At 63.4% G+C, this 14,420-nt stretch carries 12 protein-coding genes; 10 read left to right on the forward strand and 2 right to left on the reverse strand.

Annotated elements, in window-relative coordinates; all coding sequences use genetic code 11:
• Window positions 1–38: 38 nt before the first annotated feature.
• A complete protein-coding gene (locus tag LB557_RS15665) occupies window positions 39–944 on the reverse strand; it encodes a branched-chain amino acid ABC transporter permease (protein ID WP_224641620.1) in 906 nt (301 codons plus the stop codon).
• A gap of 142 nt (window positions 945–1,086) precedes the next feature.
• Here LB557_RS15665 and LB557_RS15670 point away from each other — a divergent pair, with 142 nt between their 5' ends.
• The 10 genes from LB557_RS15670 to LB557_RS15715 all read left to right on the forward strand — a co-directional run bounded on the left by LB557_RS15670 (window position 1,087) and on the right by LB557_RS15715 (window position 13,398).
• Complete coding sequence (locus tag LB557_RS15670; RefSeq protein ID WP_140723386.1) at window positions 1,087–1,695, forward strand: CGNR zinc finger domain-containing protein; 609 nt, start codon at window positions 1,087–1,089, stop codon at window positions 1,693–1,695.
• Window positions 1,688–2,221, forward strand: coding sequence for a hypothetical protein (locus LB557_RS15675; RefSeq protein WP_224641556.1), 534 nt, complete (start codon window positions 1,688–1,690; stop codon window positions 2,219–2,221). The genes LB557_RS15670 and LB557_RS15675 overlap by 8 nt, the downstream gene beginning before the upstream one ends.
• Window positions 2,222–2,438: 217 nt before the next feature.
• Window positions 2,439–5,933 carry an indolepyruvate ferredoxin oxidoreductase family protein gene (locus LB557_RS15680; RefSeq protein WP_224641558.1) on the forward strand — a complete coding sequence of 1,165 codons (3,495 nt, stop codon included), beginning with the start codon at window positions 2,439–2,441 and terminating at the stop codon, window positions 5,931–5,933.
• A 138-nt stretch (window positions 5,934–6,071) separates the two neighbouring features.
• Window positions 6,072–8,387, forward strand: coding sequence for a putative bifunctional diguanylate cyclase/phosphodiesterase (locus LB557_RS15685; protein ID WP_224641560.1), 2,316 nt, complete (start codon window positions 6,072–6,074; stop codon window positions 8,385–8,387).
• Window positions 8,388–8,770: 383 nt separating this feature from the next.
• The gene (locus tag LB557_RS15690; protein ID WP_140615009.1) at window positions 8,771–9,532 is read left to right on the forward strand and encodes an N-acyl amino acid synthase FeeM domain-containing protein; all 762 of its coding nucleotides are present in this window, start codon (window positions 8,771–8,773) and stop codon (window positions 9,530–9,532) included.
• Between the two features lie 143 nt (window positions 9,533–9,675).
• A complete protein-coding gene (locus tag LB557_RS15695) occupies window positions 9,676–9,825 on the forward strand; it encodes a DUF3096 domain-containing protein (protein ID WP_015314280.1) in 150 nt (49 codons plus the stop codon).
• A gap of 162 nt (window positions 9,826–9,987) precedes the next feature.
• The gene (locus LB557_RS15700; RefSeq protein WP_015314279.1) at window positions 9,988–10,212 is read left to right on the forward strand and encodes an aa3-type cytochrome c oxidase subunit IV; all 225 of its coding nucleotides are present in this window, start codon (window positions 9,988–9,990) and stop codon (window positions 10,210–10,212) included.
• A gap of 87 nt (window positions 10,213–10,299) precedes the next feature.
• Window positions 10,300–11,574 carry a Re/Si-specific NAD(P)(+) transhydrogenase subunit alpha gene (locus tag LB557_RS15705; protein WP_224641561.1) on the forward strand — a complete coding sequence of 425 codons (1,275 nt, stop codon included), beginning with the start codon at window positions 10,300–10,302 and terminating at the stop codon, window positions 11,572–11,574.
• Window positions 11,574–11,999 carry an NAD(P) transhydrogenase subunit alpha gene (locus tag LB557_RS15710; RefSeq protein ID WP_140660057.1) on the forward strand — a complete coding sequence of 142 codons (426 nt, stop codon included), beginning with the start codon at window positions 11,574–11,576 and terminating at the stop codon, window positions 11,997–11,999. The genes LB557_RS15705 and LB557_RS15710 overlap by 1 nt, the downstream gene beginning before the upstream one ends.
• A 1-nt stretch (window position 12,000) precedes the next feature.
• Window positions 12,001–13,398 (forward strand): NAD(P)(+) transhydrogenase (Re/Si-specific) subunit beta, encoded by a 1,398-nt coding sequence (locus tag LB557_RS15715; RefSeq protein WP_015314276.1) that lies wholly within the window; start codon window positions 12,001–12,003, stop codon window positions 13,396–13,398.
• Between the two features lie 74 nt (window positions 13,399–13,472).
• Here the strand turns inward: LB557_RS15715 and LB557_RS15720 are convergent, their stop codons facing one another.
• Window positions 13,473–14,390 carry a membrane protein gene (locus LB557_RS15720; RefSeq protein ID WP_015314275.1) on the reverse strand — a complete coding sequence of 306 codons (918 nt, stop codon included), beginning with the start codon at window positions 14,388–14,390 and terminating at the stop codon, window positions 13,473–13,475.
• Window positions 14,391–14,420: the final 30 nt, after the last annotated feature.

Consider the following 14,420-nt stretch of genomic DNA (forward strand, 5'->3'; position numbering starts at 1 on the left):
GCCCTGACGAAACGTCATGCAACCAAAGTCTGGCGGGATCAGACGACCTTGCCGGTGTCGCGACCGGCGCCGATCAGGATCAGCATGGCAACCAGGAACAGATACATCCAGGCGTCGCGCCATTCGACCGGGAAATAGCCGGCCCACAGTGATTCGGCCATGCCGAAAGCGGCCGCGCCCAGCGCCGCCTTTGGCGGCGAGAGATAACCGCCGACCGCCGTCACGAACAGGATCTTCAGGCCGTAGACAAGGCCGGAACCGAAGCTGACATTGCCATAGTAGAGGCTGGCCATGACCCCGGCCAGCGCGGCGCAGAAGCCGCCGAACAGCACGGCACGCCGGAACACGCCACGCACGTCGACGCCGCATAGGGCGGCGGCCCTGGGGTCGTCGGAGACGGCGCGCCAGCACCGGCCGAAGCTTGAGCGGGCAAATACCCAGGTGGCGAGGGCGACCGCCGCCACGACCACGGCGCAGTCGAGCATCTGGATCAGCGTCAGCGTCGCCTTGAATCCTGAGCGTTCGGCGAAAACGATGGGCTCGGCCAGCATCGGCGGCAGCCACAGATCATGCGTGTCGGCGGCGATGCGGCTTGCTTCCGACAGGACGAGCAGGATGCCGAGCGTCGTCACCACGATGGCGTTGGGCGAGCGGTCAGCCAACGGCTCGAAGACGCTGCGCGACAGGACATGGCTGATGAGCGCCGCATAGAGGAACGCCGCGAGGACGCCGAACAGCACCGAAGCAAGCAGCGTCAGCCACAGCACCTGGTAGCCGAAGGCGACGCTCAGGATCATTGCCTGGCCGCAAAAGGCAAACAGCGCCCCATAGGCGAGGTTGGTGCGGTGCAGAATGCCGTTGGTCAGCACATAGCCGAAGGCGAGCAACGCATAGAGCGCACCCGAATGCAGCCCGTTCAGCACCTGCTGGAAGAAGTAAAGCATGCTCGACAACACCAGAAGCATCCCGCCCAAGAGGGAATAGGACAAGCGCGGAGCGGACAAACGCGACGATACCCTACGCATCCGAGGTTTGCATCGCCGAATCTAACTTGTCAAACGCGATTTATCGGTTAGATGTTCGGGAATGACAGTTGCCTGGACTTCTCACCGCTTCACCGGCGGCCTGCTCGCGCTCGACACGGCGAACACCGTCGTGCTGCGCGGCGATCCGGAGCGCACATTCGACCGCTTCGACGATCCGGCCGAAATCGCCCGCTTCGCCGACGCGGCCAGCGGCTTTCGCGCCGCCGAGCTTGGCGACAGGCGGCTGGCGGTGTCCTCGCCGGCGGCAATCGCGCCCGTCGTGCTGTCGATCCGCGAGACGACCGATAGGCTGTTTCGAGGCGCTGTGTTGAAAGGCGCGGTGGCCACCGCCGATCTGCCCGAATTCCTGCGGTCCTGCGCCGACGGCCTGGCCGCCGGCGGGACCGAGATCGGGGCGCAGGGACGGCCGTTCGGCGATCCGGCGACGCCGATCGCCTTCGAGGCGGCACTGGCGGTTTCGGCGCTTTCCCTGCTGCGTGACGACACCGTCGCGAGGCTCAGGATCTGTCCCAATTGCACCTGGCTGTTCGTCGACAGAAGCCGCAATTCCAGCCGCCTTTGGTGCGACATGGCGGTATGCGGCAACAGGCAGAAGGCAAGCCGTCACTATCGCCGCCGCATGGCGGCCAATGAGGTCAGGAATGCCTAGAATTCTTTCCCGCTCGACGGTTGCTGGCGCGGCGCTGATCGCGGCGATGACACTTGGCGCTTGCCGGGATACCGGCGGTGAAGGCAAGCTGTTTGAAGTTTCCGGCAAGATATTCGTCTTCAACTACCGCCTCGCCAGGGCGACCTATGTCGTGACGCTGAGACCCTTGCGGCCGATGGGCGGGGGTCAGGTGGCGGTTGCCAGTTTCCAGAACCCCGCCGGTGGCGATCCCTTCGTGGTCGAGCAGAAGATCTGGCCGAAGCTCGATAAGGTGAGTCTGGAAAGCCCGGCGCTGACCTGCGTCGTCAGGAACAAGCCCTATGCCATCGCCATCAGCATCAAGGGCGCCGATGGCGCGGTCCTGCAGGAGATCGACACCACGCTGATGTCGACGGAAGACCAGTCCATCCTGCCCGATCGGCCGCTGGTCATCGACCAGCTCTACACGTCCAATCCCGACCTCGTCGGTCATCCCGACGGCAAGCTGCCGGGCGAGCCGAAGCCGGACTGCTCGAAAGCCGGCTGACACCTTCCGACGGCCTCGATTTCCGCTGAATTTTCGTGTGCCATCGCGCTTGGTGACGCACCGTTTGATGCGTGGTCCAGCGCCCGCCGAACAGTTTGTCGCGCGTTGGCCGGTCCTTTCGATTTTGTTTGACCTGTCTTGCAAGGGGAGAAAGGATGCGTCATCCGATCCCGACGTTGGCTGCTGCCCCGCGCGGCCTTCGCAGAGGAAATGCCTGATGACGCTGCATGATGTCGCGCTCGACGACAAGTTCGATCTTGGAAAGGAGCGCATCTTCCTGTCCGGCGCGCAGGCGGTCATCCGCATGCTCCTGATGCAGCGCGAGCGCGACCGCCGCGCCGGCCTGAACACGGCAGGCTTCGTCTCCGGCTATCGCGGGTCGCCGCTCGGTGGCCTCGACATGCAGCTGTGGAAGGCGAAAAAGCAGCTTGCCGGGGCCGGCATCGTTTTCCAGCCCGGCCTCAACGAAGAGCTGGCCGCCACCGCCTGCTGGGGCTCGCAGCAGACGGAACTGCTGGGCGAGGGCACCCATGATGGCGTTTTTTCGGTCTGGTACGGCAAGGGGCCGGGCGTCGATCGTTCGGGCGACGTGTTCCGCCACGCCAATCTCGCCGGCTCGTCCAGACATGGCGGCGTCCTTGCGCTCATGGGCGACGACCACATGGCCGAATCCTCGACCAATGCGCACGCCACGGAATTCCTCTTCGTCGACACCATGGTGCCGATCCTCAACCCGGCCGGTGTCCAGGAGATCATCGACTATGGCCTGTACGGCTTTGCCATGTCGCGCTTCGCCGGCACCTGGGCGGCGATCAAATGCGTCAAGGACAACATCGAATCGACGGCTTCGGTCGACGCCTCGCTCGAACGGTTGAACATCGTCGTCCCGGATTTCGACATGCCGCCGGGCGGCCTCAACATCCGCCACGAGATCGACATGCTCGGCCAGGAAGAACGGCTGCATGAACACAAGCGTGCCGCGGCCTCCGCCTTCATCCATGCCAATGGGCTGAACAGGCTCGTCTATTCGGGCGGCAGCAATCCGAAACTCGGCATCATCACGCTGGGCAAGAGCTATCTCGATGTCCGCCAGGCGCTGGAGGATATCGGCATCGACGAGGCGGCCGCCAACCGCATCGGCGTGCGGCTGTTCAAGGTCGGCTGCCCCTGGCCGCTCGACCTGCAGCACATCGCCGACTTCGCGCGCGGTCTCGACACCATCGTCGTCGTCGAGGAGAAACGCTCCCTCATCGAGGTGCAACTGCGCGAAAGCCTTTACGGCACGGCCTCGCAGCCGGCCATCGTCGGCAAGAAGGACGAGCGCGGCGACTGGCTGTTTCCGGCCAAGGGGGCGCTCGACCCCAACGAGATCGCCATTGCGCTCGGCGAGAGAATCCTGAGGACCATCGGCCCATCCGAAGAGATTTCGGCCAGGGTCGCGAAGCTACGTCAGTTCCAGGCGATGCTGGCCGATGCCACCGACATCGGCTCGCGCACACCCTTCTTCTGTTCGGGCTGTCCGCACAATTCCTCGACCAAGGTGCCGGACGGCTCGATCGCCGCCGCCGGCATCGGCTGTCACTTCATGGCGCTGTGGATGGATCGCAACACAGTTGGCTTTACCGCCATGGGCGGCGAGGGGGCGCAATGGGTCGGCCAGGCGCCGTTCTCCAGGCGCGACCACATCTTCCAGAATCTAGGCGACGGCACCTACAACCATTCCGGCACGCTGGCGATCCGCTTCGCCCTGTCGAGCGAGGCCAACATCACCTACAAGATCCTCTACAACGACGCCGTCGCCATGACTGGGGGCCAGCCGCATGAGGGCGGGCTGACGGTGGACATGATCGCCAGGCAAGTACGGGCAGAGGGCGTTGACCGCATCGCCATCGTCACCGACGAACCCGACAAATATGCCGGGAAGGCCGAATTCCCGGCCGGCGCCACTATCCACCACCGCGACGACCTCGACCTCGTCCAGCGCGAGCTGCGCGACGTCAAGGGCGTATCGATCCTGCTCTACGACCAGACCTGCGCCGCCGAAAAGCGCCGTCGTCGCAAGCGCGGCACCTTTCCCGATCCCGACAAGCGGGTGTTCATCAATGAACTGGTCTGCGAAGGCTGCGGCGATTGCGGCGTGCAATCGAACTGCGTCTCGATCCAGCCGGTCGAGACCGAATTCGGCCGCAAGCGCAAGATCGACCAGTCGAGCTGCAACAAGGATTTCTCCTGCGTCAACGGCTTCTGCCCGTCCTTCGTCACCGTGCACGGTGCCAAGATCCGCAAGGCCGAGGGCCTGGCCGGCGGGACCGACCCGCTTGAAGGCGTGCCGATGCCAGCCGAATTCCCGCTCGGCGTCGAGGGCTGGGCGGCGATCATCGATGGCGTCGGCGGCACCGGCGTCGTCACCGTCGGCGCCGTGCTCGGCATGGCGGCGCATCTGGAGGACAAGGGCTGCGGCATGATCGACATGGCCGGCCTCGCCCAGAAGGGTGGCTCGGTGTTCACCCATGTTCGCATCGCCCGCACGCCGGAGGACATCAATGCCATTCGCGTTTCGGCGGGAAAAGCCGACCTCGTGCTCGGCTGCGATCTCGTCGTGTCGGGCGCCAAGAAAGTGCTGACGGCGGTGCGCGAGGGGCATACGATCTTCCTCGCCAACACCGCCGAGATCATGCCGGGCGAATTTGCTCGATCGGCCGATTTCTCGCTGCCGATCGAGCGCCTGAAGAAGGCGATCCGCTCAGCGGCCGGTGACGACAAGGCGCATTTCTTCGACGCCACCCGCACCGCCACAGCCCTGTTCGGCAATTCGCTGGGCGCCAACATGTTCATGCTCGGCTTTGCCTTCCAGTACGGCGGTCTGCCGCTCTCGGCCGAAGCCGTCGAAAAGGCCATTGAATTGAATGGCGAAGCGGTGGCGATGAACATCGCTGCTTTCCGCTGGGGCCGCCGCGCCGCGCATCAGCCGGATTTCGTGCGCAGCCTCATCGCCCAGCCGTCCGCAACCCTCGGCGACAAGGCCGGACAGGCCGGTCCGGTCGCTGAGACACTGGACCATATCATCGCCCGCCGTGTTGCCTTCCTCACGGCCTATCAGAACGCTGCTTACGGCAAGCGCTACGCCGACAGGATTTCGGCGCTGCGAAGGTCAGAAACGAAGGCCATGCCGGGTTCGACCGCCGTGACCGAAGCCGCCGCCAAAAGCCTGTTCAAGCTGATGGCGATCAAGGACGAATACGAGGTTGCGCGGCTCTATACCGACGGCTCCTTCGCCGCCGCGCTTGGCATGCAGTTCCAGAGCTACGAGAAACTTGAATTCCATCTCGCCCCGCCGATCATGGGACGTCGCGGCAATGACGGCAAACCGAGGAAATCGAGCTTTGGCCCATGGATGATGAAAGGCTTTCGCCTGCTGGCTGCCATGAAGGGCCTGCGCGGCACGGCCTTCGACCTGTTCGGCTACACCGCCGAGCGGCGCATGGAGCGGCAATTGCTGGCGCAGTACGAGGCCGATCTACAGCTCGTGGCCAGTTCGCTGGCGCCGGGCAAGATCGAGGCCGCGGTAGCCCTGGTCTCGGTCCCGGCGCTGATCCGCGGCTATGGCCATGTCCGGCAGGCAAGCGCCGAAAAGGCGGCGGGCGAGCGCTCCAGACTGCTCCAGCGACTGACCCAAATCATGCCGGTACCGGTTCTCAGTGCCGCTGAGTGATTTCTCACCCATGCCCGAAGCCTGCTGCAAGGCTCCTCTTGCCGAGGCGGGCCGGCCGAAGCCGTAGCTTAAGCCCCTCTGTCTAAGCCTTTCTTAAGGCGGTTGTGGCATGACAAGGCTTAGCGTTGGGCCGATCATATGGGCAAAACAAAGACCGAAAGCATCCCCGCGGATGTCTATATCCAATTTGTGCGGTCGTTGTTCGACAACGCGCACATGTTGGTGATCGGTGGCGCGTGCTACTGGATCCTCGGATTCATGATTTATCTGCGCACGCAAAATCCGTTGTTTCTGGCCTTTTCTTTTATTCTACTGCCGATCAGCCTTCTGCGTTATTTCGGTATTCGCAGCTTCCTGAAGACGGGCGGCGTGATTGCCGACGTCGAACACGCACACCGATTGGAGCGCAGTTACATCCTCAAGGGCTGCTTGCAGGGCCTCGGATTGGGTGCGCTTTGCTTCGTGTCGATCTATGTGTATCCCGACCCATTCGCCGAACTGGCGGCAATGTCGCTGACCCTGGCGACCCTGGTCACGGTTGTCGCCCGTAATTACGGGTCTCCGCGCATGGTGCGGATTTTTTCGGTAACCTTTATCGGTCCAGCGGCGCTAGCGCTCCTGCTGCGTTTGGATGCCCCGTCCGTCGTCCTCGGTCTGATGATCTTCCCGATGACGTTCATTACCATCAACAGCGCCGACCATGTTCGCAATGTGCTGTTTTCGGCGGTCATCGGCCACAAGCAGGCGAAAAGCATAACGCGCAAGTTCGACCGCGCGCTCAACACCATGTCGCACGGCCTGGTCATGCTCGGCCCTGATGGGCGCGTCGCGGTCGCCAATGCCGAGGCCGCCCATCTGATGTCGCTGAAATCGGCCGACGCGCTGCTCGGGCGCTCCATCCACGGCCTTCTGATGCGCGGCGTCGCCGGCGGCATGCTGGCGCCGAAGGACTGCCGATACGTCGAGGCGCAGTTGACGCGCGCGCTGCGCGAGGGCAGGGACCGCAAGGTTCTTGTTTCGCTCGCCAACGGCCAGCATTACGAATTCTCCGCGCGCGAAGGCAGCCAGGAACTCGGCGTGATCACCTTCGAGGATGTCACAGCGCGCGTCGAAGCGGAGGAAAAGATCCGCTTCATGGCGCGCTACGACAATCTCACCGGCCTCCCCAACCGCGCCTATTTCCATGAACTGGTCGGCGAGTTGATGGCCTCCGGCGACCGCGATCGCCTGTGCGGCCTCGCCGTGATCGACCTCGACGATTTCAAGAGCGTCAACGACACGCTCGGCCATCCTGTCGGCGACGGGCTGATCTACGCCGTGGCCGACCGGCTGGCGGCCATCGCCGGGCAAGGCCTTGCCGTCAGCCGCTTCGGTGGCGACGAGTTCATGCTGTTCTTCGACCGCATCGATGACGAGAGCCATCTGGAGAGCCTGCTCGACCAGATTTTCGCCGAGCTGCAGGGAGAGGTCGACGTGGCGGGCCACGGGTTGCGGATCCAGGCCAGCGCCGGCGCGGTACTGTCCAAGGTCGGTGGAACCGATGTCGACGCCATGATCGTCAAGGCGGACCTGGCGCTCTACAAGGCCAAGGAACTCGGCAAGAACGGGTGGCGGCTGTTCGAGGCGGCAATGGATGCCGCATTCCGCAATCGCCAGCTGATGAAGGCGGATCTGCGCAGTGCCGTGGAAGGCAGGGAACTGCGGGTCGTCTACCAGCCCATCGTGGCGATGAACACCATGCGCATCGCCAGCTGCGAGGCGCTCTGCCGTTGGGACCATCCCGATCTCGGACCGATTTCGCCCGGCATCTTCATTCCGCTGGCCGAGGAGATGGGCATCATTTCCGAGATCAGCACCTTTGTGCTGCATGCAGCTTGCACCGAATGCGCCAAATGGCCTGACCAGACCAGCGTCTCGGTCAATCTCTCGGCGAGGGATTTCCGCAGCCGCGACGTCATCCAAAAGGTGCGCGATGCGTTGGCTAACTCCGGCCTCGATGCTAGCCGCCTGGAGATCGAAGTCACGGAAACCGCGCTGCTCGACGACAAATCCCTGACCCGCCAGTATATCGAGGAACTGAAGCAGCTTGGCGTCCGCATCGCCCTCGACGATTTCGGCACCGGCTATTCAAGCCTGAGCTATCTCCACAAGCTTCCGCTCGACAAGATCAAGATCGACCGGTCGTTCGTGATGGACGTCACCCACAATCCGCGCTCGCTCGAGCTGTTGAAGGGCGTCGTCGACCTGACCCGTGTCCTGGGGCTCACCGTCACCATCGAAGGCGTGGAAACATTCGAGCAGCTTAAGGTCCTCATGCATTCGGTGAAGCCGGATCTTGTCCAGGGCTTTCTGTTCGGAGCGGCGCTCAGCGCGTCGGGCATCGAGACGATGTCGAACGTCACCTGGCCGTTTGCTGCGGATCTGCGTCTCGCCGCCAAGCGCACAGTCGGCTAGCTTTCGTCCTCGCCGAGTTGATAATACGCGTTGCTTGGATCGTGCGGCAAGTACGAACCACAATATTCGGTTGATCGCGAAAAAACCCAAGCAATGCGTGCAGTAGCTTTGGCCGAATTTAAAGAAGCGAAAGCTTTGATCGGATCGACGCATCTTTCGAAGCGGAACGCTCCAGTGCTTTTCGCGCCCGAGTCTGCAGCCCGCCCTTCATAAGAATGAAGGCTTGGACTAGAACGTCCAAGCCGCCCTTTAGCAACCACTCCGGCAGCCAAGGATCTCCAGCTGTTAAGGTTAACAAGTGGTAAACCAGTGGGATCCAATTTTCGGCTTGTGTCTCATTTCAACTCGAATAGCCTGTTCACGGCGGATACGAGGACTTGAGAATGGATGCTGCGAGAAACGATGCGCGGGCTGGCGCCAGCTCCAATGCTGGGTCGGCGCTGAACCAGTCGATCATGCAATTGCTTGAGCATGTCGACTACCGTCTCATCACTGGAGGCGAGGATCTGGAGGCGATCTACCGCCTTCGCTATCAATCCTACCTGCAATCGGGCATGTGCGGCCCGATCGCCAGCGGGATGTTCGAGGATCGCTGGGACAATCTGCCGAATTCCTATCGGTTCGGCGTCTATTTCGATGGACAGCTGGTCAGCACGTTACGGCTTCACTACATTTCCAGAGAGCACCCTCATTCGCCGTCCGTTGATGCCTATCCCGAAATATTGGCCGAGCGGCTTGCCCGCGGAGAGACGTTCATCGACGGGACTCGTTTCGCAACCGATGCCGACAGTGCGCCCGCGCCCGGAGTTCTGCCTTTTCTGACGCTCAGGCTTGGCATGGTGGCCGCTTCTTACTTTGGGCTTACCGCAGTGCTAACGCCGGTCAAGATCGAGCACTCCGCTTACTATGCTCGTATCTTTCATGCCGTTCAGAGGACAGAGGGCAAGGTGTTCCCGGGAGTCCTCGCGCCGATCGCTCTGTTCGAAATCCCGTGCGGCGAAAACTTGCGCCAGACACTCGAACGGTTTCCGTTCTTTAAGTCGACAGCCGTGGAACAGCGGATGATGTTCGCCAATCCGGCCATCAACCGGCTGACGCCGCTGTCCATAGTGCCGACGGCGAAATACTACCGCGATGCTGCCTGAACGGGCGTCGTCCTTGCATCTGAACCTTCCCGCGGCTTCGCCGTTATAGGTAGCGGCATCGCCATCGAGGATCGCCGCGATCCTGCCCAACGGGCATTTCGCCCCGGGCTCCTGTCGCATTGTTCGTGGGAAGGAATACGGTCATGACCATCCACTCGCTCGCGCTCACACCGCTTATCTCGCTGATCGCCGGCGTGCTGATCCTGATCATGCCGCGGCTCCTGAACTACATCGTCGCGCTCTATCTGATTGTCGTTGGGCTGCTCGGGCTTTTTCCTCACCTTGCTGGCTGAGACGCTGGGCAGGGCTCGCGCAAAAGCCATCCCCGCGGGCATCGGCCGCCAGTTTCAATTTTCCCTTTAGGGAGTTGTCGGCTGCGATGCGGCAATAGCGCCATTGCCCTGCGCCCAGCTTTTCGGTATGTGCCTGAAAGATGTCTTCGAAGGGGTATTCCTATGGCTGAGCACACGCCGAGCGGTCCTGTAGAACTGGGCGCGAAGATGGACTATGCCGAGCATGACCGCACCTACGCGGGCTTCCTGGCGCTGGCCAAATATGGCTCGCTCTTCTGCGGCGCGCTTCTCCTGGCGATGGCTTTCGGCTTCTTCGCGGGCGGCTTCTTCTCTGCGCTGATCCTGTTCGTGCTTATTCTGGCAGTCGGCGCCTTCATTCTGCGATAGACCTTCCAAAACGCTCTTGCGGTTGACGTCGCCGGATATCCCGGTCGACACTTCGCGCAGACAGGTTCCGGCCGAAAGGATCATGCGGTGGGACAGACGGTTTTCATCCCTCGTGAGCTCGACGCGAACGAGCCGCGTGTCGCGGCTTCGCCCGATACGGTGAAGCGGCTGACGGCCCTGGGTTTCGACGTGATCGTCGAAGCCGGAGCCGGCACCCGCTCGCGTATCTCCGACGAAGAGTTTGCCAAGACGGGTGCTGTCATCGGCAAGGCCTCGGATGTCGCCAATGCCGATGTCGTGCTGAAGGTTCGCCGGCCAACGGATGCCGAGCTGAAGATTTACAAATCCGGCGCCGCGGTGATCGCCATCATGGATCCCTACGGCAACGATGCGGCTGTCGCGGCCTTGGCCAAAGCCGGCGTCACCGCCTTCTCGATGGAGTTCATGCCGCGCATCACCCGCGCGCAATCGATGGACGTCCTGTCCAGCCAGGCGAATCTTGCCGGCTACCAGGCGGTGATCGACGGAGCCGCCGAATACGACCGGGCGCTGCCGATGATGATGACGGCGGCTGGCACGGTGCCGGCGGCCAAGGTCTTCATCATGGGCGTCGGCGTTGCCGGCCTGCAGGCGATCGCCACCGCGCGCCGTCTCGGTGCCGTCGTCACCGCCACCGACGTTCGGCCCGCCGCCAAGGAACAAGTCGCCTCGCTCGGCGCGAAGTTCCTCGCAGTCGAGGACGAGGAGTTCAAGGCCGCCGAGACGGCCGGCGGCTACGCCAAGGAAATGTCGAAGGAGTACCAGGCCAAGCAGGCGGCGCTGACCGCCGAACACATCGCCAAGCAGGACATCGTCATCACCACGGCGCTGATCCCCGGCCGGCCTGCGCCGAAGCTGGTGTCGGCGGCGATGGTCGCCTCGATGAAGCCGGGCTCGGTGATCATCGACCTCGCCGTCGAGCGTGGCGGCAATGTCGAGGGCGCCGAGGCCGGCAAGATCGTCACCACGGTCAACAATGTGAAGATCGTCGGTCATCTCAACGTGCCAGGTCGCATCGCGGCATCCGCCTCGCTGCTTTATGCCAGGAACCTGTTCGCCTTCGTCGAGACGCTCGTCGACAAGACGACCAAGACGCTTGCCATCAATCGCGACGACGATCTGGTCAAGGCAACCATGCTGACCGACGGCGGCAAGGTCGTTCATCCGGCCTTCGCCAAGGCCGACCAGCAGCCTTATGTCGAGCCGGCCGCGATCCCGGCCACGACCATGGTCGCCGATGCCACGGCCGCGCCCAGGAAGGCCGCGCCCGGGAAGGCCGCCGCATCCAAGTCACCCTCGCCGAAGCCGAAAGGGACCGCGTGATGGACCAGACCTTGCAGAAAGCCCTGGATCAGCTCGACCAGGCAAGCGCTGCCGTTCGGCTCGCGGTGCAGAACCTGGCCAATGCCCCAGGCGGTGCCGACGCGGCCGGTGATGCCGCGCATGCGCTCTCGGGCGGGGCCATCGATCCCTTCGTCTTCCGTTTCGCCATCTTCATCCTGGCGATCTTCGTCGGCTATTACGTCGTCTGGTCGGTGACCCCGGCACTGCACACGCCGCTGATGGCCGTCACCAACGCCATCTCGTCCGTCATCGTCGTCGGTGCGCTGCTCGCCGTCGGCATCGCGGCCTCCGGCGTCGCCGCCGGCTTCGGTTTCGTCGCGCTGATGCTGGTCTCGGTCAACATCTTCGGCGGCTTTCTCGTCACCCAGCGCATGCTGGCCATGTACAAGAAGAAGGACAAGTGACGTGACCGTCAATCTCGCCTCCTTCCTCTATCTGGTATCCGGCGTCCTGTTCATCATGGCGTTGCGCGGCCTCTCGCATCCGACCACCAGCCGGCAGGGCAATCTCTACGGCATGATCGGCATGGGCATCGCCATTGCCACCACGCTGGCGCTGGCAACCCCGTCCGCCGGTCGCTTCGGCCTGATCGTGCTTGGCCTCGCCATTGGCGGTGGCGTCGGCGCCGTCACCGCGCGCCGCATCGCCATGACCTCGATGCCGCAACTGGTCGCCGCCTTCCACTCGCTCGTCGGCCTTGCCGCCGTCATGGTGGCGGCCGCGGCCATCTATGCGCCGGAAAGCTTCGGCATCGGCACGGATGGCGACATCCATGCCCAGGCGCTGGTCGAGATGAGCCTTGGCGTCGCCATCGGTGCCATCACCTTCACCGGCTCAGTCATTGCCTTCCTGAAGCTCGACGGCCGCATGTCGGGCAAGCCGATCATGATTGGCGGCCGTCACGTCATCAACGCTGCCCTTGGCGTGGCCCTGATCGTGCTGATCGTGCTGCTGGTCACCACGGAATCGAAACTGGTGTTCTGGCTGATCGTTGCCGCCTCGCTGGTGCTCGGCGTGCTCCTGATCATCCCGATCGGTGGCGCCGACATGCCGGTGGTCGTATCGATGCTGAATTCCTATTCCGGCTGGGCGGCCGCCGCCCTTGGCTTCACGCTCGGCAATCTGGCGCTGATCATCACCGGCGCGCTGGTCGGCTCGTCGGGCGCGATCCTGTCCTACATCATGTGCAAGGGCATGAACCGAAGCTTCATCTCGGTCATCCTCGGCGGCTTCGGCGGCGAGACCGCCGCTGCGGCCGATGACGGCATCGAGCGCACCGTCAAGCAGGGTTCGGCCGACGATGCCGCCTACCTCATGATGAACGCGCAGAAGGTCATCATCGTGCCGGGTTACGGCATGGCGGTCGCCCAGGCGCAGCATGCGCTGCGTGAAATGGCCGACAAGCTCAAGGCCAACGGCGTCGACGTCAAATATGCCATCCACCCCGTCGCCGGCCGCATGCCCGGCCACATGAATGTGCTGCTCGCCGAAGCCAACGTGCCGTACGACGAAGTATTCGAGCTCGAGGACATCAACTCGGAGTTTGCCCAGGCCGACGTCGCCTACGTCATCGGCGCCAACGACGTCACCAACCCGTCCGCGCGCGACGACAAGTCGTCGCCCATCTACGGCATGCCGATCCTCGACGTCGACAAGGCCCGCACCTGCCTGTTCGTCAAGCGCTCGCTCGGGTCCGGCTATGCCGGCATCGACAACACGCTGTTCTACAAGGACGGCACCATGATGCTGCTCGGCGACGCCAAGAAGATGACCGAGGAAATCGTCAAGGCGATGGATCACTGACCGGTCGGTCTTGATCGTCGAATAGAAAGAGCCCGGTCGATGCCGGGCTCTGTAATTTTGGCGTGATGCTGCCTTCAGCCGTTGGTCAGGAACACCGCTTCCTCTTCATCGCGCTGCCTGCCGCCGAGCGCTGCGGCCGCACTGGCGATGAAGGCGCCGATGACCAGCGACAAGGCGCCGAGAAGCGCGAAAGTGGCGCTTGCTTTCCTTGCCGTGTCGGCCGCCTGCTTCGCCTTGACCTTTGCGTCCTGCGCCTTCGCCAGCACCGTGTCGACACGCGTCTTGGCATCAGCCTCGGAAAGGCCGGTGCGCGCGGCGACCAATTGCGCAAGATAGGTCTTGTCTTCCGCCGAAACCTCGCCGGCGACGGCGCCGGCAATCAGGATCCGCGAGGCCTGCCCGGCCGCGGCGGCTTCGTCGGCAGGATTGGCGGTGGCGAGCTTGGCCGGATCGGCAGGGCGGAACAGCGAATCCACCAGATAGGAGGTCGCATTGTCGGTCGATGCACCGCTGGCATTCGCCGAGGCGCCGGCCGACGCACCCATGGCGGCTCCCGAGGCCACGGTGGACGCGGCCTGCACACCTGAACCAATCGCGGCGGAAAGTGCCGAGCCAAGCACGCCGGCGACCAGCAAGGTGGCCAGCGCCCAGGCGAGAAAGCCGTGCGCAGTGTCACGGAAATAGACTTCGTCGGTGTGGATGCCGACCCATTTGGTCCGCAACCGGCCCGCAAGGTAGCCGCCTACACCGGCGGACAGCCACTGCACGATCACCAGCCAGACGGCGGTGGAAACCGCGAAGGTGGTGATTGACGCGCCAGAGCCCGACCATGGTGAAACCATGCTGAGCCCAAGGCCTGAGCCGAGCAGCATGAGGATGAACGTCAACGTCGAGGCCGCGAAAGCGCCGGCGATGATCGGTCCCCAGCTGACGGCGGTGGAGGACGATTCCGTGGAAGCGGATACGTCGACAGCCGATAGGGTGGACTGCATCGACGCCCCCTACCGTACGAACAGCATGAT

Origin of the sequence: Mesorhizobium sp. BR115XR7A (genome assembly GCF_020165315.1) — a bacterium.
Taxonomy (GTDB): Bacteria; Pseudomonadota; Alphaproteobacteria; order Rhizobiales; family Rhizobiaceae; genus Mesorhizobium; species Mesorhizobium australicum.

Bases quoted from the DNA above. Each gene is read 5' to 3' on its own strand.
- LB557_RS15695 (WP_015314280.1), top strand. From the start codon at position 9,676: ATGACCATCCACTCGCTCGCGCTCACACCGCTTATCTCGCTGATCGCC.
- LB557_RS15685 (WP_224641560.1), top strand. From the start codon at position 6,072: ATGGGCAAAACAAAGACCGAAAGCATCCCCGCGGATGTCTATATCCAA.
- LB557_RS15690 (WP_140615009.1), top strand. From the start codon at position 8,771: ATGGATGCTGCGAGAAACGATGCGCGGGCTGGCGCCAGCTCCAATGCT.
- LB557_RS15675 (WP_224641556.1), top strand. From the start codon at position 1,688: ATGCCTAGAATTCTTTCCCGCTCGACGGTTGCTGGCGCGGCGCTGATC.
- LB557_RS15700 (WP_015314279.1), top strand. From the start codon at position 9,988: ATGGCTGAGCACACGCCGAGCGGTCCTGTAGAACTGGGCGCGAAGATG.
- LB557_RS15710 (WP_140660057.1), top strand. From the start codon at position 11,574: ATGGACCAGACCTTGCAGAAAGCCCTGGATCAGCTCGACCAGGCAAGC.
- LB557_RS15720 (WP_015314275.1), bottom strand. From the start codon at position 14,390: ATGCAGTCCACCCTATCGGCTGTCGACGTATCCGCTTCCACGGAATCG.
- LB557_RS15670 (WP_140723386.1), top strand. From the start codon at position 1,087: ATGACAGTTGCCTGGACTTCTCACCGCTTCACCGGCGGCCTGCTCGCG.
- LB557_RS15680 (WP_224641558.1), top strand. From the start codon at position 2,439: ATGACGCTGCATGATGTCGCGCTCGACGACAAGTTCGATCTTGGAAAG.
- LB557_RS15665 (WP_224641620.1), bottom strand. From the start codon at position 944: ATGCTTTACTTCTTCCAGCAGGTGCTGAACGGGCTGCATTCGGGTGCG.